At 73.8% G+C, this 18695-nt stretch carries 16 protein-coding genes; 5 read left to right on the forward strand and 11 right to left on the reverse strand.

Features of this window, described 5'->3' with window-relative positions:
* The first annotated feature begins 90 nt into the window (after nt 1-90).
* Both IF06_RS0120790 and IF06_RS0120795 read left to right on the forward strand, forming a co-directional pair.
* Complete coding sequence (locus IF06_RS0120790) at nt 91-945, forward strand: aldo/keto reductase (RefSeq protein WP_030272954.1); 855 nt, start codon at nt 91-93, stop codon at nt 943-945.
* 107 nt (nt 946-1052) lie between these two features.
* Nucleotides 1053-2036, forward strand: a complete 984-nt coding sequence (locus IF06_RS0120795; RefSeq protein WP_030272956.1) for an aldo/keto reductase — start codon at nt 1053-1055, stop codon at nt 2034-2036.
* A gap of 45 nt (nt 2037-2081) precedes the next feature.
* On the opposite strand, the gene IF06_RS0120800 is transcribed toward IF06_RS0120795, so the two are convergent.
* Nucleotides 2082-3629 carry a hypothetical protein gene (locus IF06_RS0120800; protein ID WP_157551512.1) on the reverse strand — a complete coding sequence of 516 codons (1548 nt, stop codon included), beginning with the start codon at nt 3627-3629 and terminating at the stop codon, nt 2082-2084.
* 353 nt (nt 3630-3982) lie between these two features.
* On the opposite strand from IF06_RS0120800, the gene IF06_RS0120805 reads away from it, so the two are divergent.
* On the forward strand, nt 3983-4996 hold the full coding sequence (locus IF06_RS0120805; protein WP_030272960.1) for a daunorubicin resistance protein DrrA family ABC transporter ATP-binding protein: 1014 nt from the start codon (nt 3983-3985) through the stop codon (nt 4994-4996).
* The gene (locus tag IF06_RS0120810) at nt 4993-5847 is read left to right on the forward strand and encodes an ABC transporter permease (protein ID WP_013284308.1); all 855 of its coding nucleotides are present in this window, start codon (nt 4993-4995) and stop codon (nt 5845-5847) included. The genes IF06_RS0120805 and IF06_RS0120810 overlap by 4 nt, the downstream gene beginning before the upstream one ends.
* A gap of 45 nt (nt 5848-5892) precedes the next feature.
* Here IF06_RS0120810 and IF06_RS0120815 read toward each other — a convergent pair whose 3' ends face one another.
* From IF06_RS0120815 to IF06_RS0120835, 5 genes are all read right to left on the reverse strand, one after another.
* Nucleotides 5893-9255: an ATP-binding protein gene (locus IF06_RS0120815; protein WP_030272962.1), complete on the reverse strand. Its 3363-nt coding sequence runs from the start codon at nt 9253-9255 to the stop codon at nt 5893-5895.
* Nucleotides 9256-9299: 44 nt separating this feature from the next.
* Nucleotides 9300-9707, reverse strand: a complete 408-nt coding sequence (locus IF06_RS0120820) for a hypothetical protein (RefSeq protein ID WP_013284306.1) — start codon at nt 9705-9707, stop codon at nt 9300-9302.
* Nucleotides 9704-9964, reverse strand: coding sequence for a hypothetical protein (locus IF06_RS0120825; protein ID WP_013284305.1), 261 nt, complete (start codon nt 9962-9964; stop codon nt 9704-9706). Before IF06_RS0120825 ends, IF06_RS0120820 begins: the two co-directional genes overlap by 4 nt.
* A gap of 13 nt (nt 9965-9977) precedes the next feature.
* Entirely contained in the window at nt 9978-10691 is a 714-nt protein-coding gene (locus IF06_RS0120830; protein WP_030272964.1) for a hypothetical protein, read from the reverse strand.
* A gap of 152 nt (nt 10692-10843) precedes the next feature.
* Entirely contained in the window at nt 10844-11233 is a 390-nt protein-coding gene (locus IF06_RS0120835) for a globin (protein WP_232236736.1), read from the reverse strand.
* Nucleotides 11234-11349: 116 nt separating this feature from the next.
* Between IF06_RS0120835 and IF06_RS0120840 the strand changes: the two genes are divergently transcribed.
* Nucleotides 11350-11916, forward strand: a complete 567-nt coding sequence (locus tag IF06_RS0120840; RefSeq protein WP_013284302.1) for a snapalysin family zinc-dependent metalloprotease — start codon at nt 11350-11352, stop codon at nt 11914-11916.
* Nucleotides 11917-11943: 27 nt separating this feature from the next.
* On the opposite strand, the gene IF06_RS0120845 is transcribed toward IF06_RS0120840, so the two are convergent.
* Genes IF06_RS0120845 through IF06_RS0120865 form a run of 5 tightly spaced genes read right to left on the reverse strand, consistent with a single transcriptional unit; the run spans nt 11944 to nt 18593 of the window.
* Nucleotides 11944-12924: a hypothetical protein gene (locus IF06_RS0120845; protein WP_013284301.1), complete on the reverse strand. Its 981-nt coding sequence runs from the start codon at nt 12922-12924 to the stop codon at nt 11944-11946.
* Complete coding sequence (locus IF06_RS0120850) at nt 12921-14270, reverse strand: hypothetical protein (protein WP_030272970.1); 1350 nt, start codon at nt 14268-14270, stop codon at nt 12921-12923. The genes IF06_RS0120845 and IF06_RS0120850 overlap by 4 nt, the downstream gene beginning before the upstream one ends.
* Complete coding sequence (locus IF06_RS0120855; protein WP_030272971.1) at nt 14267-14572, reverse strand: DUF6403 family protein; 306 nt, start codon at nt 14570-14572, stop codon at nt 14267-14269. Before IF06_RS0120855 ends, IF06_RS0120850 begins: the two co-directional genes overlap by 4 nt.
* A gap of 50 nt (nt 14573-14622) precedes the next feature.
* Nucleotides 14623-17004 carry a pentapeptide repeat-containing protein gene (locus tag IF06_RS0120860; RefSeq protein ID WP_030272973.1) on the reverse strand — a complete coding sequence of 794 codons (2382 nt, stop codon included), beginning with the start codon at nt 17002-17004 and terminating at the stop codon, nt 14623-14625.
* Nucleotides 17001-18593, reverse strand: coding sequence for a nuclease-related domain-containing DEAD/DEAH box helicase (locus IF06_RS0120865; RefSeq protein WP_013474179.1), 1593 nt, complete (start codon nt 18591-18593; stop codon nt 17001-17003). The genes IF06_RS0120860 and IF06_RS0120865 overlap by 4 nt, the downstream gene beginning before the upstream one ends.
* Nucleotides 18594-18695 lie beyond the last annotated feature (102 nt).

An 18695-nucleotide genomic window follows, 5' to 3' on the forward strand; every position in this document is an offset into this window, starting at 1 on the left:
GCGAGCGGGTAGAGACATCCGGTTGGCACGGCCGGGGGCGGTCGGCACGGACGCGCCCCCGGGCACCGCACGATCGGAGATGAGGCTCTCATGGCCCAGAACGACATTCCGGACATCGCACTCAACGACGGCAACACCATCCCGCAGCTCGGCTTCGGCGTCTTCCAGATCGAGCCGAAGGACACCGTCCGGGCCGTCGGCACCGCGCTGGAGGTCGGCTACCGGCACATCGACACCGCCCAGATGTACGGCAACGAGGCCGAGGTGGGTCAGGCGCTGCGTGCCTCCGGGCTGGACCGCGGCGAGGTCTTCGTCACCAGCAAGCTGAACAACGGCTTCCACCGCCCGGACGACGCCCGCAAGGCGTTCGAGCAGTCGCTGCGGGAGCTGAAGTTCGACTACCTGGACCTGTTCCTGATCCACTGGCCGCTGCCCACCCGCTACGACGGCGACTTCGTCTCCACCTGGAAGGTGCTGGAGGAGCTGCGTGACGCGGGCACGGTCCGGTCGATCGGCGTGTCCAACTTCCAGGTCGCCCACCTGGAGCGGCTGGCCGCCGAGGCGGACGTGGTGCCGGCGGTCAACCAGATCGAGGCGCACCCCTACCTCGGCAACGAGGAGGTGCGGGCGTACGACAAGGCGCACGGCATCCTCACCGAGGCGTGGTCGCCGATCGCGCAGGGCAAGGTGCTCGACGACCCGACAGTCGTCGACGTGGCCGAGCAGGTCGGCCGTACCCCGGCCCAGGTGGTGCTGCGCTGGCACGTGCAGCGCGGCGACATCGTCTTTCCGAAGTCGACCACGCCGAAGCGGATCGAGGAGAACTTCGCGATCTTCGACTTCACGCTCGACGACACCGCGATGGAGCGGCTCACCTCGCTGGACCGGGGCGAGGCCGGCCGGACGGGCCCCAACCCGGACGAGTTCGACTACATCCCGAGCTGAGCGTCACGCGTCGGAGGGGCCCCGGAATCCCGGGGCCCCTCCGTTGTTGACTTCGCGCGCACTCGAAGGGGCAGGGTGACCCCCAGAGCTCCGACGGGGAGGAAGACATGCGCTACCGCACCATCGGCACGGACCCGGCCACGCGTCGCGAGGTCAGTGTGCTGAGCCTCGGCGCGATGCTGTTCGGCACCGCCACCGACGAGGCCACCTCGTTCGCCATCCTCGACCGGTACGTCGAGGCGGGCGGCACCTTCATCGACACCTCGGACAACTACGCCTTCTGGCACAACGGGGGCCAGGGTGGCGAGAGCGAGGAGCTGCTCGGCCGCTGGCGGCGCAGCCGCGGAATCGGCGGCGAGGTGGTCATCGCCACGAAGCTCGGCGCGCGTCCGCTCGCGCCCGGCACCAGCTATGTGGACAACCCGGAAGGGCTGTCGGCCAAGGTGATCCGCGAGTCCGCCGAGCGCAGCCGGGAGCGCCTCGGCGTCGAGCGGATCGACCTGCTCTACGCCCACATCGAGGACCGGACGATCCCGATGCGGGAGACCGTGGAGGGCTTCGCCGAGCTGGTCGCCGAGGGCACGGTGGGGCTGCTGGGCGCCAGCAACCACCGCGCCTGGCGGGTCGAGCGGGCCCGTGCGCTCGCCGCCGCGGCCAGCCTGCCCGGGTACGAGGTGCTCCAGTACCACCGCAGCTACCTGCCCCGGCGGCTGGACGTGCCGAGCGAGCTGGACCCGGACGGCGACGTCGGCTGGGTCGGCCCCGACCTGCTCAGCTACCTGCGCACGGAGCCGCAGCTCACGCTGGTCGCGTACTCGCCGCTGCTGAAGGGCGCGTACGTCCGGCCGGAGCGGCTCGGCGAGGAGTACGTGGTGCCCGCCACCCCCGCCCGGCTGGCGGCGCTGCGGGCGGTGGCCGCCGAGACCGGTGCCACCGTCAACCAGGTGGTGCTGGCCTGGCTGACGGGCGGGGACATCCCGTCGATCCCGCTCGTCGGTTTCTCCTCGGTGGCGCAGTTGGAGGAGAGCCTTGCCGCCGTCGACCTGGAGCTGACCGCCGAGCAGCGGACCCGGCTGGACTCGGCGCGCTGACCGGCGCCGGGCCGGGTGGCTCGCACGCCACCCGGCCCGTGCCGCTCAAGCGGCGGGGAACCGGTCGACAGCGACGTCGAGCCGCAGGGTGCCGGTGCCCGGCAGGGTCACCTCGGTGGCGTCGGCCGGGCGGGCCGCGCCGTCGTACCAGCCGGCGTACAGGACGTAGGGCGGCGTCCACAGCCACGCCACGGTGACCGGCTGGGGGCCGAGCACGCGCAGCGCGTACTCGCCGTCGCGATCCAGATCCAACGTATAGCCGATGACCTCACGGGTACGCGCGTTGCGCACCGTCAGCTCGGCGACCACCGGGCGGCCCTCCGGGTCGACGAGCCGGCCGGTGACCAGGACGCCACGCCGCACGGCGAGGTTGTAGACGGTGGTGGCGCCGGCCCGGACCGTGACCGGCACGGCCTTGCCGCGCAGGGCGAACCCGCCGGACCACTGGGCGGCGTTGTCGGCAGTGGTGAACAGCAGCGGCCAGGCGTACGGGCCGAGCCAGTCGATCCGGTAGCGGCCCTGCGCGTCCAGCTTCACACCCCAATCCAGGAAGAAGCCCGACTCGGGCGCGAGCGTCACGGCGCCGGAGGTCGCCGGCCTGCCGGTGGCCGCGCTGGTCACGGTGCCGGTGACGACACCGGCGCGGTCGAGCCGGATCGGGGGCACGGTGACCGTCTGCCCGGCCCGGAGGGTGACCACCCGGGCCTGCTTCGCGTCGCCGGTGCCGCCGGTCGCGCCGACCCACTGCGCGCCGTACGCCGATCCGCCGGCGGGACGGGCGAACAGGTTCCAGGAGCCGGCCGCGACCAGGCCGACGCGGACGTTCCCGGAGGCGTCGGAGCAGTACCGTCCCGGGTTGTCGGGAAGCTCGCCGGTACCGGCGGGCACCGGCGTCACACAGGCCCCGGCGACGGGCGCGCCGGTCGCCGCGTCGACCACCCGGGAGACCACGTTCGCGGCCGGGGTCAGGACGACCACGGCGGTGCCGCTGCCGTCGGCCAGGACGTTCACCGTGGCGTAGCGGGGCAGGTGGGTGTCGTCGCGGGTGTAGACCCACACCTCCTGCGGGCCGGGGATCAGCGGCGGGACGGTCACCCGGGTGTCGCCGCACGGATTGCGCCGGGGGTCGAGGAACACGCACAGCCCGTCGACCGCGGCGCCGGTGACCGCGTCGCGCGCCCGCAGGGTCGACCCGCTGGGCGCGAGCAGGCGCTCGGAGACCTCCGTCGTGTCCCCCGCGGACACCCGGACCGTTCCGGCCTGCGCCCAGCTGGTCCGGCCCGGCACCCACTGCCTCAGCACCTCGTCGTCCTGGCCGTCGCTGTACACCGGGGTGACAGCGATCTTGTAGTCGCCGGCCGGCACCTCCACGCTGAGCTGCCCGGACTCGTCCAGCGGCAGGAGGTCCTTGTCGTAGCTGCTGTCGGCGGCCGTCACGGCGACGTTACCGGCGGCCGGGCTGCCGTCGAGCCTGCTGACGGTCAGGTGGAGCACGCCTGCCGGATCCGCCGCCGCACCGGCGGCGGTGGGTGCGGCGGTGACGGCCAGGGCCGCCACGGCGAGTGCGCCGAGCACTCTTCGGACGATGGACACGGTGGACCCCTCTCGGTTTCAATGCGCAGAGAGGCGTCCGCGTAACCACAACCGGGACGCGCCCCCGTGCGTCGGATGCCGGCGCAGCATATGGCAGGCGATCGATCAAGCACTGTCCACGATCGGTCATCCGGCGGGCTGCTGCGGGAACGGTCATAACCCCGCCTTCCTCCCGTACCGGCCATCGTCGGCCGGGAATCGCCACCGCCAGATCGGATCTGGCGGGCCGTCTGGCGCCTTCGGGGTGAGGCCGGCACAACACCACAGCTTCCCGGCCTCGTTGAAACAGGCGATCGGTCGGGCGGCACACCCGTACGGCTGTCGAGAACACCGACGAGGAGAGGTAGCGATTCATGAGCAACCGGAACACCGGCCTGGCCGTCGAGGCCGAGGGCCTGGTCCGGTCCTTCGGTTCGACCCGGGCACTCGACGGGCTGGACCTGCGGGTTCCCGCCGGCACCGTCTACGGAGTGCTGGGCCCGAACGGCGCCGGGAAGACCACCGCCGTACGCGTGCTGGCGACGCTGTTGCGCCCGGACGGCGGCACGGCCCGGGTCTTCGGACACGACGTGGTGCGTGACGCCGACGCGGTGCGCTCCCGGGTGAGCCTGACCGGCCAGTACGCCTCGCTGGACGAGGACCTGACCGGGGCGGAGAACCTGGTCCTGCTGGGCCGGCTGCTCGGGCTGGGCCGGGCGGGCGCCCGGGACCGGGCCGAGCAGCTGCTCGCCGCGTTCGGGCTGACCGAGGCGGCGGGACGGCAGGTGAAGAAGTACTCCGGCGGGATGCGGCGACGCATCGACATCGCCGCGAGCATCCTCAACACCCCGGACCTGCTGTTCCTCGACGAGCCGACCACCGGGCTGGACCCGCGCAGCCGCAACCAGGTGTGGGCGATCGTGCGGGCTGTGGTGGCGTACGGCACGACGGTGCTGCTGACCACGCAGTACCTGGACGAGGCGGACCAGCTCGCCGGCCGGATCGCTGTGGTCGACCACGGCCGGGTGATCGCGGAGGGCACCCCGGGCGAGTTGAAGGCGTCGATCGGCGCGGGCAGCGTCCACATCCGGCTGCGCGATCCGGGGCAGCGGCCGCAGGCCGAGCAGGTGCTGCGGGCGTCGCTCGGCGTACCGGTGCAGCTCGCCGCGGACCCGGCGGCGCTGACCGCCCGCGTCGGCGAGCACGGCACCGACCTGGAGGCGGGTACGCAGGCGGCGCGGGCGCTCGGCGAGCTGGCCGCCGCCGGCATCGTGGTGGACGACTTCTCCCTCGGCCAGCCCAGCCTGGACGAGGTCTTCCTGGCCCTGACCGACCACCCGGCCGTCCCGGCGGACGAGCGGGACGACGAACTGGAGACGGCGCGATGAGCGACACCGCGATCACCACCGGGCGGGCGCCGTCCGTCTACATGCCGTCCGCCGAGGCGCTGGCCACTGTGCTCGCCCCGGCCGAGCGGCCGGCCCGGCCCGGCGCGCTGTCGGCGTCGCTGACGTTCGGCTGGCGCGCGCTGCTGAAGATCAAGCACGTGCCCGAGCAGCTGTTCGACGTGACCGCGTTCCCGATCATCATGGTGCTGATGTTCACGTACCTGTTCGGTGGCGCGCTCGCCGACAGCCCGCGTGCGTACCTCCAGTTCTTCCTGCCCGGCATCATGGTCACGAGCGTCGTGATGATCACCATGTACACCGGGGTCGGGCTCAACAGCGACATCGAGAAGGGCGTCTTCGACCGGATCCGTACGCTGCCGGTCTGGCGGCCGTCGGCGCTCGTCGGGATGATCTTCGGCGACGTGCTGCGCTACGTCCTGGCCGCCGTGGTCATCCTCACCGTGGGCGTGGTGCTCGGCTTCCGTCCCGACGGCGGGCTGCTCGGGGTGCTGGCCGGAATCGGGCTGCTGGTGGTCTTCTCGTTCGCGTTCTCCTGGGTGTGGACGTTCTTCGGCCTGGTCCTGCGCAGCGAGAAGTCGGTGATGGGGACCAGCATGATGGTGCTGTTCCCGCTGACGTTCCTGAGCAACGTGTTCGTCGACCCGTCCACCATGCCCGGTTGGCTGCAGGCGTTCGTCAAGGTCAACCCGATCACCCAGCTCGTCACCTCGGTCCGAGCGGCGATGGCCGGCTCGATGGACGGCCCGAGCACCATGTGGATGCTGCTCTGGAGCGCCCTCTTCGTGGTCGTGTTCGGCACGCTGACGATGTACCGCTACAACCGTCGCTGACGTGACACCGGTGGCGGGGTCCACACGGCCCCGCCACCTCGCCGGTCAGAGCCACCAGGGCACCGGCTCGGCCGGCTGGTACCGGCAGGCGCCGCCGGTGGTGATCGACTCGCGCAGGTGGGCGGCGAGCGCCGGATGCCGCTCGCCGATGCGGCGCAGGGTGTCCCGGATCCGCCCGGTCACCGCCTTGCGCGCCCGTTCCGCCTGGTCACCGAGACGCCGGCTGCGCCCGGCCAGCCCGGCGGCGGCACGCAACTGGTCGAGCAGCGCCGCGCGCTCGGCGTCCAGCTCGGCCAGCCGCCGCCCGTCGTCGCGCGTCGCAGCCCGGTCGATCTCGTCGTCGAGCCGCCGCAGGTGCCGTCGGTAGCGGGCCTTCGCCTCGTCGTCGAGCACCGGATCGGCGCCGAGGCGGCGCGCGGCGGCGAGTTCCGGGCCGGCCGCCGGGTCGAGCAGTTCGACGGCGGGCACGTCCGTGCCGGGCCGGCTCAGCAGCAGCCGCAGGTCGTGCAGCCCTTTGGCGTCGGGCAGGTGCACCACGACGCCGTCGTACGCGAGGCGCCACACCGGCCCGTCCGGCCGGAACTCGGGCCGGATCACGTCCGCGCCGCCCGCGCCGGGGTCGGGCGGCCGTGCGTTGCCGTGGACGGCACCCGCCCGGGACAGACCCGACGCGGCGCGGCGGCCGGGCGACGACGACGCGACCAGAGCCGGGGCGCCCGCGCCGAGCCGGACCGCCACCGGCGCGACCACGGCGGAGGCCGCCGCCGGGGCGGGAGCCGTCGCGCCCAGCCGGTCCACCACCTGGACCATGCCCAGCGTCCGCGCCTCGGCCAACGTCTCGGCCCGCAGCCGCCACGCCTCGGCCGCGTCGCCCGGCCCGTCGCGCCCGGCTAGCGCGCCCACCAGCCCGGCCCGGGCCAGCACCGACCAGGGCCGGGCGCCCAGCCGGTCCGCGGCGTCCCGGGCCGCCCGGTAACAGTCGATCGCGTCGTCCCACCGGCCCTCGGCCGCGTCCGCCATGGCCAGCCACAGGTCGACCGGGCCACCGATGTCGCACCCGAACAGCGCCGCCGTCCACTGCCCGCGGTGCGGGGCCAGGGCGGCCCGCACCTCCGCGCACCGGGCCGGGTCGCCGTCCACGGCCGCCGCCTGCGCCCGCAGGCGCAGCCACAGCGGCGACACCGACCGGGGGTACGCGGTGCCCGCGGCCTCGATCGCGGCGGTGAGCCGAAGCACGGTGGCCGCGTCGCCGCGCTCGGCGGCGGTGATCGCCCGGAGCAGCTCGGCCTGCGGGTGCGCGGCGCCCACCCGGTCGAGCACCGCCTCGGCCTCGGTGAGGCGGCCGTACAGCAGCAGCACCGACCAGCGCATGTGGTGCGTCATGAACGCGTGGTCGGAGTGCGCCGACTCGCGGTAGCTCTCCGCCTCGGCGAAGCACGCCTCGGCGGTGGCGAGGTCACCCCGGAACGCGGCGATGATCGCGCTGTCCGCGGTCGCCGCCACCCGCTGCCGGGCCACGTCGCCGCGTCGCGCGCCGGTCACGAACGCGGTCAGCTCGTGCCGGTAGCCCGGATCGCCCAGCTCCAGCAACGCGACCCAGCGCAGCGCCGTGGCCCACAGCTCGGTCTCCCGGTCGCCGCTACGACGGGCCACCTCGCGGATCTCAGCGGTCACCACGGCTCGTTCGTGCGCGGTGCCGAGCCCCCAGGTGGTGTCGTGGCGGGCCCACAGGCTGAAGGTGAGCGCCTCGTCGTCGCGGCCGTGCCGGGCGAGCGTCTCGGTGGCCGTGATCAGGTCGGTGACCAGCGCGCGTACCGGCCGCTCCGGCTCCGGTTCCGCGATCAACCGCCGGTACGCCTCCCGGACCAGCTCGGCGGCGTCGAGCCTGCGGCGGGTGGCGGAGTGCTGCCGGTGCGCGATGAGCGCCACCCGGGTCAGCACGCCGGGATCGGGCAGTTCCCGGGCCAGCGCGGCGGCCTCGGCCAGCAGCCGCTCGACCTCGGCCGGTGGGCCGGCGTGGTGCAACAGCCCGGCCAGTTCCAGCAGCACCCGGACCCGCCGGCCGGGCTCGCCGGTCAGTTCCAGCGCGCGCCGGTAGTGCCGTACCGACTCGTCCACAGCGATCCGGCCCCCGGCGTCGCGGGCGGCGGCCAGCAGCAGGTCACCGGCGCGTTCCGGCTCCAGCTCGGCGCCGGCCAGCCAGGCGTGCCGGGCCAGGTGGGCCGGGCTGAGCACGCCGGCGAGCGCGTCCGACCGGTCGACGGCCCGGACCACAGCCGCGTGCCGGGCCCGCCGATCGTCGTCGGCCAGCCCGTCGTAGAGCGTCTCGCGGACCAGGTCGTGCACGAAGACGAAGCGTCCGTCGCTCCGGGGCAGCACCAGCCGGGCCGCGGCGGCGCGGCCGAGCAACCGGTCGACCTGCGCGACCGGGGCGGGTACGCAGGCGGCGAGCGTCAGCCTGTCGAACTCGCGGCCGAGCACCGCGGCCACCGTGAGCGCCTCGACCACCGGGGCGGGCAGCTGGTCGAGCCGGCGGCGCACCACCTCCCGTACGCCGGGGGCGACGGTGTCGGTGAGGCCGTGGGTGTGCCAGAGCCGGGCGGTCTGCTCCACGAAGAACGGGTTCCCGCCGGTGCGCCGGTGCACCTCGGCGACCAGGCTCGCGTCGGGCTCCCGGCCGGCGGTGCGGGCCATCAGCGCGGCCACCTCGGCGCGATCGAGCCCGGCGAGCGTGACTGTGGTCGCCTTGGCGGTGAGCGGCAGCAGCCACGGCCGCAGCGGGTGCTCGACGGATTCGACTTCGGCGTCCCGGTAGGTGCCGATCAGCAGCAACCGCTCGAACCAGGCGTGCTGGGTGACGAACTGGAGCAGCCGCAGCGACGCCGGGTCGGCCCAGTGCAGGTCGTCGAAGACCACGGCGACCGGGCGGTGCTGGGCGACGGCGACCAGGGCGGCGGTCACCGCGTCGTGCCTGTCAAACTCGTCCCGGCCCGCGTCGCCCGGCTCGGCCACGTGCGTGTCGCCGGGCTCGGTCGGGTCGCCCGGCTCGGTTGCCTCCGCGGTGTCACCCGCCGCCCGCTCGCCGAGCAGTGCCGCCAGGCCCGCGTCGGCCGCCTCCCGCACCCCGCGCCGGTCGTCGGCGGACCGGGCCAGCCGCCGCAGGACCTGCACCCATGGCCAGTAGTCGGGTGCGGTGTCGGAGTCCCAGCAGGCGGCGCCGAGCACCAGCGCCCCGCTGCGACGGGCCTCGTCGGCGGCGGCCGAGACCAGTGTGGTCTTGCCGATGCCCGGCTCGCCGGTGACCAGGACGAGACCGCCGTGGCTGTCGACCAGCCGGGCCACCTCGGCGCGCAGCAGCGCAGCGGGATGCTCCCGCCCGATGATGTGTTGGCCGAACCTCGGCTCCATGACCTCACGACGCTAGTCGAAGGGTCCGACAAACCGGGGAGCGTTCAGATCCGCGCGTCGGTGACGACGTGCGCGCACGCCGGGCAGGCGGCCGGTCCCTGTTCGGCGAACCACCGGCAGGTACGCCGGATCGCGCACTTCGGCAGCGTCTCCTCCGCGGGCGGGGCGGTCTCGGCGTACGAGGCGGCCATCCGGGCGCCCAGCCCGCAGTGCGAGCCGGTCCAGAAGCCGCAGGACGAGGTGACGCACGGGCCGGCGAGCCGGGCCCGCGACTCGATCGGCTCGTCGGAGTCACCGAGCCCGGCGAGCGCCACCTCGGCCGGTACGGCCGGGGTCACGTAGGCCACCCGGCCCGCCGGAGTGATCATGCCGAGGAACACGGTGGCGTTCGACGCCGGGGTGCTCGGGCACATCCGCTCCGGCGTGCCGGCCGGCCGGGCGGCGTCGGTCACCGCTGGATCCAGAACCCGATGTCGTTGATCTTCTGCCCGAGGTCCTGGGCGAACGGGCCGTCGATGACCCAGAGGCCGTACCACTCGGGACGCAGCTTGATGTTGCCGTGACCGACGGTCAGCGGGTTGGTCAGCTTGGCGTCGGCGGTACGCAGGGCGGCCAGGCCGGCCTTCTGGATCTCCGCGGCGATCAGGGTCTGCTGCTCGGGGCTCAGGTCGACGCCGTCGACCACGAAGCGGAACTCGTTGCGGGCCATGTGCTACCTCCGGTCACTCGTACGATTCGGTGCCCAGCCCGCGACGCAGGCTGGTGCGGGTGAAGGCCGCCCAGCCGGCGTGCGAGGCGGCGTCGGTGCGGTGCCCGGCGCGGGCGAGCACCCGGGCGGCGTGCTCCGCCCAGCGGGGGACGGTCGCCGCCGCGTCGCCCCACAGTTCGCGGCAGGCCGCGACCGCGAAGGCGGCCTGTTCCGGCGCGCCGGTGAACCCGGCGGGTCCGTCGGCGACCCGGATCGTGCCGTCCGGGCGGACCCGCACGCTCGGGAAGTGGTGGTGCAGGCTGGCCAGCGTGGCCAGGTGGGTGGCGTCCCGCCGGCCGGCGGCGAAGCCGGCGCGCAGCTCGTCGTCGCGGCGGTGCCGGATCCCGTGCAGCACCAGCGCGTCGCCGGCCGCCTCGATCCGGGCGACCACCTGCACCGGCACGCTCCAGGCCGACGGCGAGTTCGCCGACCAGAACGCCAGCCAGGCGGCGAGCCGGGCGTGGAAGTCGGCCTGGACGGCGACCGCGAGCGCGGACCCGTCGGGCGCGCGCAGCGCGGCGGTGGCGATGCGGTCCCTGGTGATGAGCGGCGTCGCGGGGCGGCTCGGAGCGGCCGCCGCGGCGCCGGTGGTGGAGGCGACGGCCAGGCCGGTCACTGTGACCGCCGAGGCCGCCGCCGCGCCGGCGAGCAGTCGCCGACGGTCGAATGGGTGTCCGTTGTCGTTCATCGTCGGCCCTTCGTCGACGGCAGTGGCCCGACGTTATCGACCGGAAGCGATCAGGAAAACACCCTGTGTGACGGGAGGTCGACAGGAAAGCCGGGGATACCCGGCGGCGTGAACGACTGTTCCTGTGCCGCATTCACGCGACCCGCCGTCGCTCAGGCCCGGAGCAACCCGGCGACGGCCCGCTGCGCGTCGACGACCGTCGCCGCCGGCAGATCGAGCGCCCAGAGCGCGGCGGCCAGGTAGTCCAGGACGCGCCAGCGCTGCTCCCCGGTCAGCGGCGGGCGCCGCGATCCACCGAGGGCCGGTCCGCCGGCGTCCGCGGGGTCGCCGTCCGAACCCCGCCGCACCCCGCCGAGCGCCGCGCCCAGCCGGGCGGTGAACAGCGCGGCGAGCCGCTGGCGGTCCACCCCGATCAGGTACGGCGCCAACTCCGCGTCGGCCGCGATCAGCCGCAGCCAGCGGTGCACCGCCGCGCGCACGGCGACCGGGCCGAGCCGGTCGCGGGGCTCGCGGGAACAGGTCGCCACCTCCGTGGTCCGCACGACCAGGGGTACGGATGATCGAGTCCGGTCAGTTCATCGCAACCCTTGATATCGATGAATACCTATCTATAGGCTGGCGGCGTTCCGCTCACCCCCCATCCCAAGGAGTGTGAACCATGCGTAAGCCCAAGCTGTCCCGGATCCTCGCCACCCTCGCGGCCGCGACGCTGGCAGCGCTCGGCGCGGTAGCCGTCAACCCGGCTCCGGCCTCCGCCGCCGTCCGCAACGTCTGCTACAACATCAGCCAGGCCGGCCCGTTCGCCAACACGGCGGTGCAGGCGGCGGCGATCTGGAACAACTACACGAACAACATCAACATGGCCCAGTGCGGGTCCAACCTGCGGATCACCTACACCTACGGCGGCGGCTCGTACGCCCAGCGCACCAGCCTCGGCAACGGCCGCGTGGTGATCGACTACTACCAGGCCCAGCAGTACTCGCCGCTGCGCATCATGACGCACGAGATCGGCCACATCCTCGGCCTGCCGGACAACTACAACGGCAACTGCGCCATCCTGATGTCCGGTGGCAGCGCCGGCACGAGCTGCACCAACCCGTACCCCAGCTCCACCGAGGCCGCCCGGGTCGACTCGCTGTTCGGCTTCGCCGCCCGCAGCGCGACGCCCGCCCAGGTCTTCACCGGCAGCTGGCCGGCCGCCTCGACGGTGGGCGCCCAGCGCTGACGACGCAGTGACGACGGGGTCGGCGGGTCACCGCCGGCCCCGTCCGCGCGTCCCGCGCCGACCCGACGCGGCGTCGTCGGCGAGATCCGCCGCACGGCGGCTCAGCCCTTCGACCCGCTCCCGGAGCCGGCGCAGCGCCTCGGCGTTCCCGTCCACGTCGGAAACCTCGTCGAGCAGGCCGACGTAGTCGGCGGCCAGCCGCCGGTGCGCCGGGGCGACCGGCCCGGCGTACCGGTCCAGGTCGATGATCTGCTGGGCGAGAACCGCGGTGGCGGCGCCGAGCGCGGCCCGCTCGTCGGCGCGTGCGTCCCGCCCGGCCCGGCGCGCGTCGGCCAGGCGTCCGGCCCGCCGGCCGCCCAGCCAGAGCACCGCCGCACCGGCCACGACCCCGGCCACCGCGCCGCCGGCCAGCAGATACCGGGGCAGCGACGGGCTGATGGTACGGGCGCCGTCAGGCACCAGACCGGCCCGGACCAGCCGGTCGTAGTTGAGCACGATCACCTTCAGCGCCTCGACCGGCCGGTCCACGAACGCGTCGGCGCCCCGGCTGATCGTGGTCTCGGCGACCATGGCCCGCCCGAGGTCACGCGGGCCGTCGCCGCCGAGGCGGGAGCAGCCGTACGTGTCCCAGTCCTCGCCGTCGCGGCTCATCGCCAGCACCAGCGTGCCCTGGGTGGCGCGTTCGGTGTCGTCGCACGCCTCCCGCAGGTCGGCGCCCGGCTCCATGATCAGCACCACCAGCCGCCGGTTGCCGATGACCCGTTCGGCGGCGGCCCGGTCCAGGTCCACTCCGGGCGCCGCGTAGACCGAGGAGCCGCGTACCTGCCGGGCGGCCGGACCGTCCAGGACGCCGCCGGTCCACAGCGCCCAGCCGGCCAGCGCCAGGCAGGCGAGCACCGCGCGGCCGAACGCGGTGCCGACCAGGCGGCCGAGCAGCCGGCGCGGGCCGGTCGCCGCCACGCCACGACGGGTCGCCGTCCGCTCGGGACGGGTCGCGACGCGGCTCACGACAGCCTCGCCCGCAGGTAGACGTCCGGCCGGTAACCGGGCATCCGCACGTCCCGGGCCACGTCGTCCAGCTCGGCCGCCGCGTCGGCGAGCAGTTCGCGTACGTGCCGGTCGGGCAACCCCTCGTCGAACGCGTCCCGGGCCGCCCGCAACCGGCCGACCCCCCGGACCAGCGCCGGGTCGCTGCGCGCGTCGGTGAGCAGCGACAACTCCACAGCCAGCGCGGAGAGCCCGGCCAGCCGGGCCGGCGTGCCACCCGGACCGACGTCGGCCGGACGGCGGCCGGACCCCCGCACGGTACGGATCGACAGCACCACGAAACCCGCCACGCACCCGGCGAAGATCCAGGGCAGCGCCGGCAACGCCACCCGCAGCGGGTCGAACGGCCGGTACGGCAGCGGACGGTCGAACAGCCCCGCGTACCGCACGTCGGTGACCTGGGCCAGATACGCGCCGAGCACGTTCTGCTGGGGATAGGCGTAACGGCCGAGCCGTCCGCCGAACTGGGCGTAGAAGCTCGCGCCGGCCACCTCGGCGAACGACGCCGCACCCGGACCGTGGTACTCGATCCAGTCGCCGTACATCACCACCAGCGGCTGGTCCGGGGCGAGCCGGTGCAGCGCCGGCCCGTACGCGGGCAACGGCTCGCCGTACGGCTGGGCGGGCAGCACCACGAACCAGGCGCCGTCCGGGAACGCGGCGCTCGCCGCCTTCTCCGGCAGCTCGGGCAGCGTGGCGCCGGTGCCCACGTACCGGCCGGTGGCGCGCAGCGCGGCGACCACCGGGGCCAGTTCCGGGCCGGTCGGCTCCCGCCAGCGCAGGTCGTCGCCGTCCTGCGGGGTCGGCTGGTCGTGCAGCGCGGCCAGCAGCGCGAGCACCGAGCCGGTCACGTCGCCGGTGGCGAACCGGGCCCGCCAGCCCGGCAGGTCGTCCGGCGAGGCCACGTAGAGCCCGCCGCTGACCTCGGTGCCGACGATCCGGATCTCGGCGTTCTCCACGTCCTTCACCCGCCGGCGTTCGGCCTCGTCCAGACCGGGCGGGGCGACCAGGATGCGGGTGCCCCGGTCACCGACGGCGGCCCGGACCCGCTGCTCGTCCCAGCGCGCGACCGCGCCCGGCAGCCGGACCACCGGATCGGCGGCCACGAGCGCCGTCATCTCCTCGACCGAGGGCACGCTCGCGTCGCTCAACTCCCCGGCCGAGCCCTCGGGCAGCGCGGCCGTCGACGGGGAACGCCCGTAGCTGACCTCCACGCTCTGCCGCTGCGCCACCAGGAACACCACGAGCACCGCCGCCGCGGCGGCCAGCAGCGACCAGCGCAGCAGCTCCCGGCGTACCCTCGTCACCGCCCGGCCCGCCACAGCTCGTCGGCGCGGCGGGCGTGCTCGGCCGCCGCGCGGGCCGCGTCGGCGCCGCCGCGGGCGGCGGCGAGCATCTCGGCGTGGGCCAGCAGCCGCTCGGCCTCCGGCACCGTCGTCGAAGACGCGTCCCGGCTGACTGTGGCGTCGTGGATCGCCGCCCGCGCCGACGACCAGGCGACCCGCCGGCCCTCGGCCCGGACGCGGCGCCGGGGCAGCGACACGGCGAGGAAACCGGCGGCCACCGCCACCACTCCCCCGCCCAGCCAGGGCAGCACGCTCGCGGTCATGATCCCTGTCTAACGCACCGCCGCCAGCGCCGCGCGCCGAGGGCGGCGGCTCAGCCGGCGCCCGCGTTCTCGTGGACCACGTGCGGGCACCCCTCCACCCGGCAGGTGTCCTCCAGCAACGCGCGGATGGCCGGCGTCACCCGCAGGTTCTGCGCAAAGCCCACCATGTCCGCGTAGAGCTGGTTGTGGGTGCGCTCGTAGCGGCGACGCTTCGGGATGGCGGTGAGGAAGCCGGCCCGCACCGCGCCGCTGAGCACCGAGGCCGGGTCGACGATGCGACGGCCCGACAGCAGGCCCTTCTCGTCGAGCGAATCGCGCCGGTAGTGCCCGTCCGGCCGGACGAACTTCAGGAACAGGAACCGCAGTTGCAGCGCGGTGGGGCAGGGACCGACGAAGTGGCGCTCCCGGCGGCCGTCACCGCCGAGCAGGCGGACGAAGTCGTTGACGTCCTCGATCGCCGGACGGCTGTCGATCTCGACCGAGACGAAGCCGGTGAGCTGCCCGAAGTCGGCCTCGGCCAGACTCGGCAGGCAGGCGTCGAAGCGAGTGCCGTGCAGCGTCGCGTCGGACAGGTCACAACCGGCCATCTCGCAGTTCTGGAAGCGGGTCGACTCCAGGTTCGCGCCGCGGAAGCTGACCTCGGCCAGCGACAGGTTCGCGAAGGTCAGCCCGGACAGGTTCTGCCGTTCCAGCGGAGCGTGCGGCAGCAGCCGGTCGCAGTCGGGAAGCCCGAGCAGCACCTGGAGCATGTTGCGGAACGCGGTCGGCGCCGTGGTCGCGCTCGCCAGCCGGGTGAGCAGTTCCTCGCCGGCGGCGAGTTCCCTGATCCGCGCGCACAACACGCGGATGGCGAAGGAGTCCGGCGGGAAGGGCCGGCAGTCCAGCAGTTGCGCGAATCGCACCGGGTTCACCGCGAAGTACCGGGCGGCCCGGTCGCCGATCTGATGCTCGAAGATGACGTCCTGGGCGAAGCGCACCCGCTGCCGCTCCGACGCGGCACGGAAGACCGGCAGGCGGCAGATGGCGTCGGTGCAGCGTTCCCGCTCCACGTCGGAGAGGTCGGCCGGGAGCACGAAGGCGGCGAGTTCGCCGATCTCGTGGACCGGCACACCCCGGTTGTCGTTCTCCAGCTCGGCGACCGCGACGTCGCTGATGATGTCGAGGAGATCCGCCCGGTTGACGACGTTCTCCTGCAACTGCTCCTTCTTGTACTCCCGGTCCATGATCGCGTCCACCGCGTCATGGACCAGGTCCATCTCCGAGTAGTCGTCCGGAATGCCGTCGGTCTGGCCGAGCGCGACCCGCTCGGCCAGCAGTTCGGCGTAGTACGGGGTACCGCAGAGCCGCATCAGCTGCGGCTTCGCGTCGACGATGTCGAGCAGGCGTTGGTCGTCGTCCTGAAGGCGGATCCGCGCGAACGTGCGGATCGACTCGGGTCGCCAGGGCAGCAGGCGGAACTCCTCGACGTACTCGTGCGCCACCGCGAGGAAGTCACGCAGTGCCTGATTGGAGCTGAGCAGCGAGTCCCGGACGCAGAGCAGGATGCGCGGCGTGGTCGGGTTGTCCGGCCGGGCCACGATCTCACGGATGTACTCGAAGAAGTCGGGGTCCTGGGCGATGACCTCGTCCAACCCGTCCAGCAGCCAGCTCGCGAAGCCCCGGGTGAGCATCCACTGGAAGGTGGGCTGCTTGACCGGGCGGGCGACCTCGGTCTGCAACAGGGCGTCGACCATCGGGCCCAACGCCGGCGCGCTCGCCAGCGCGGCGTAGTCGGGCAGCAGCGGCAACGGCCGGTAGGCACGGCGGAGCTGCTTCTTCGCCTTCTGGAAGTTGGTGTAGAGCGTCGCGAACAGCGACTGGAACAGCACGCTCTTGCCGAAACCGGCGGGCGCGGTCACCAGGACGATCGGGCGGTCCCATCCGCTCTGGCTGTCGAACCGGCGGGCCAGCTCGGTCAGCAGGTCGTCGCCGACCGCGCCGGTACCCACCGCCCGGAAGGGCTGCGGTGTCCGCCGGCGAGCCGCCGACTCCCCGTCCCGGGACAGTTGCTGCGCGGCGGTGCCGGCCATCGCCGACGTCGGTGAGTCGTCCCACTTGAACCGGGCGTCGAAGAACTGGATCGGCACCCGGATGTCCACGTTGAACTCGTGCTTGGCAAGCCTGCGGAACTCCGTCGACAGGCCCTGGGTGGACTCCACGAGCAGGAACTTCGCCCCCGGCGTACGGGCCTCCTCGGCGAAGCGTTGCAGAAGGCTCGCCTCCCGCCGGTGCAGGTCGTCGGCGTCCGGGACCGCGGGGCACCAGACGGTCATGTGCTCGCTGTTGTCCGCGTACGCCGCACGGCGGGCCCGGACCACCTCGGCCCGCGTCTGCACGGGAACCGACCACCCCTCCGACTCGAGGAACGTCACCGCCTCGTCGTAGAGCGTCATCGATCATCCTCCATCAGGAATCGGAAGGGTTCCCATCTGTCGTGACCGCCGACGACGTGCAGGAACGCGCAGGCCCGGCTGACCGCGATGTAGCTGGTCGTCCAGTCCTCGTCCCCGTCGTCGGCGTAGACCACGGCCGGTGCCTCGCACCCGTGGAACTGACGCACCGTGCACACCGCCAGGCCGTCACCGCGCAGTCCGGGGCTGACCCGCACGCCCTGGCCGGCCAGTGCCCGGCGGATCGCGGCATGGCTGCCCTGCGTCGCGGTCACCAGGACCGCCTGGCTGGTCGCCAGGTCCTTCACGATCTCCACGACCGCGTCCACGCAGGCCCCGACGAGATCCGCCGTGCCGTCGGTGAACCGGGGCCGCCGGCCGTCCGGGCCGGTGAACGGCGTGTGCGCCCCGGAGACGCGTGCCACCAACTTGGCGATGGGCAGCGTGTTGCGGCAGTTCTCGGTCAGCCAGAACTCGTTGAACGCCCCGTCCGGACGCCACGTGCCGGACCGGTCCCGCTGGTACGGGTCGGCGAACAGCACGACCGAGCCGTCCGGCCGGACGAGTTCGCGCAACGCCACCAGCAGGTCCTCGTCGTGGCTCTGCGCCTCGTCCACGATGAGGCAGTCCAGCGGTCGCCCGTACGCCTCGACCAGGCTCAGCACGGTGGCCCACAACGGCTCGCCCTCGTACCCGCCGATCCGGTCGGCCCCGAACAGGTCGCACAGGACGTCCTGCGGATCGCCGGAGCTCACCCCCGGTACCCGCAACTGGCGGCGGATCTCCAGGCGCAGGTCACGCTGCTGCCCGATCACCGCCACGCGCAGCCCGCGGGCCGCCAGCTCCCGCGCCCGTTCCTGGGCCAGCAGGGTCTTGCCGGTGCCCGCCGCGCCGAGTACGAGCGACGCCGGGCGGCGGGACGTGCCCGCCAGCACCTCCAACTGCCGCCCGGTGAGCTGGATCTGGCGCCGGGTCAGGCGGTCCAGGTCGTCAGCGGCCAGGTCGACGTCGTAGCGCAGGGTGCGCGCGACCACCGCGCTCGGCGCCAGCGCCGCCAACGCCTGCTCGAAGTCCGACCGGCTGGTCCATCCGCGCTGGTCCCAGTGGGCCATGACGCGTTCCACCAGGACCGGCGCATGCTCCAGCGAGGCTGCGGTCAGCACGATCGTGTCCGGGGCGTGCGGACCGAGGTTGCCCGACGGCCGCCCGTCGGTGAACACGACGCAGTGCCCGGCCGGCACCTGCCGGATACCCGTGCTGCGGCGCAGCCAGTTGGCCAGCGCGTACCGGTTGCGCACCGCCTGGTCGAACGGATCGCCGAGCGGCACGTCGGCGCCGCGCCGGGAGGCGAACCACTGCCGGTCGGTGACCCGGTAGCCGCCGTCCTTGACCTCCATGATCAGCAGCCCGTGCCGGGGATGGAGCAGGACGAAGTCGGTCTCACCGATCCGGAGCCGGGCCTGGCCGGAGTCGACGTACGCCAGGTTGTGCAGCACGCACCACGAGTCGTTCAGGGAGCGGAGACGCTCGAAGACGACCCGCTCGCCGCGCGTGGCGTTCGTTCGCTGATGCCGCGGGAAGAAGCGCGCCAAGACCGCCTCCGGGCGGAAGACGAACAGGAAACCTCATTGTCGGTGGGCGGCAGCCAGGCATTCCACCACCTGAATTACCGTCTTCTGTAGACGATCGGTCAC

It is taken from the genome of Micromonospora globosa (assembly GCF_000717585.1).
GTDB classification, from domain to species: Bacteria; Actinomycetota; Actinomycetes; order Mycobacteriales; family Micromonosporaceae; genus Micromonospora; species Micromonospora aurantiaca.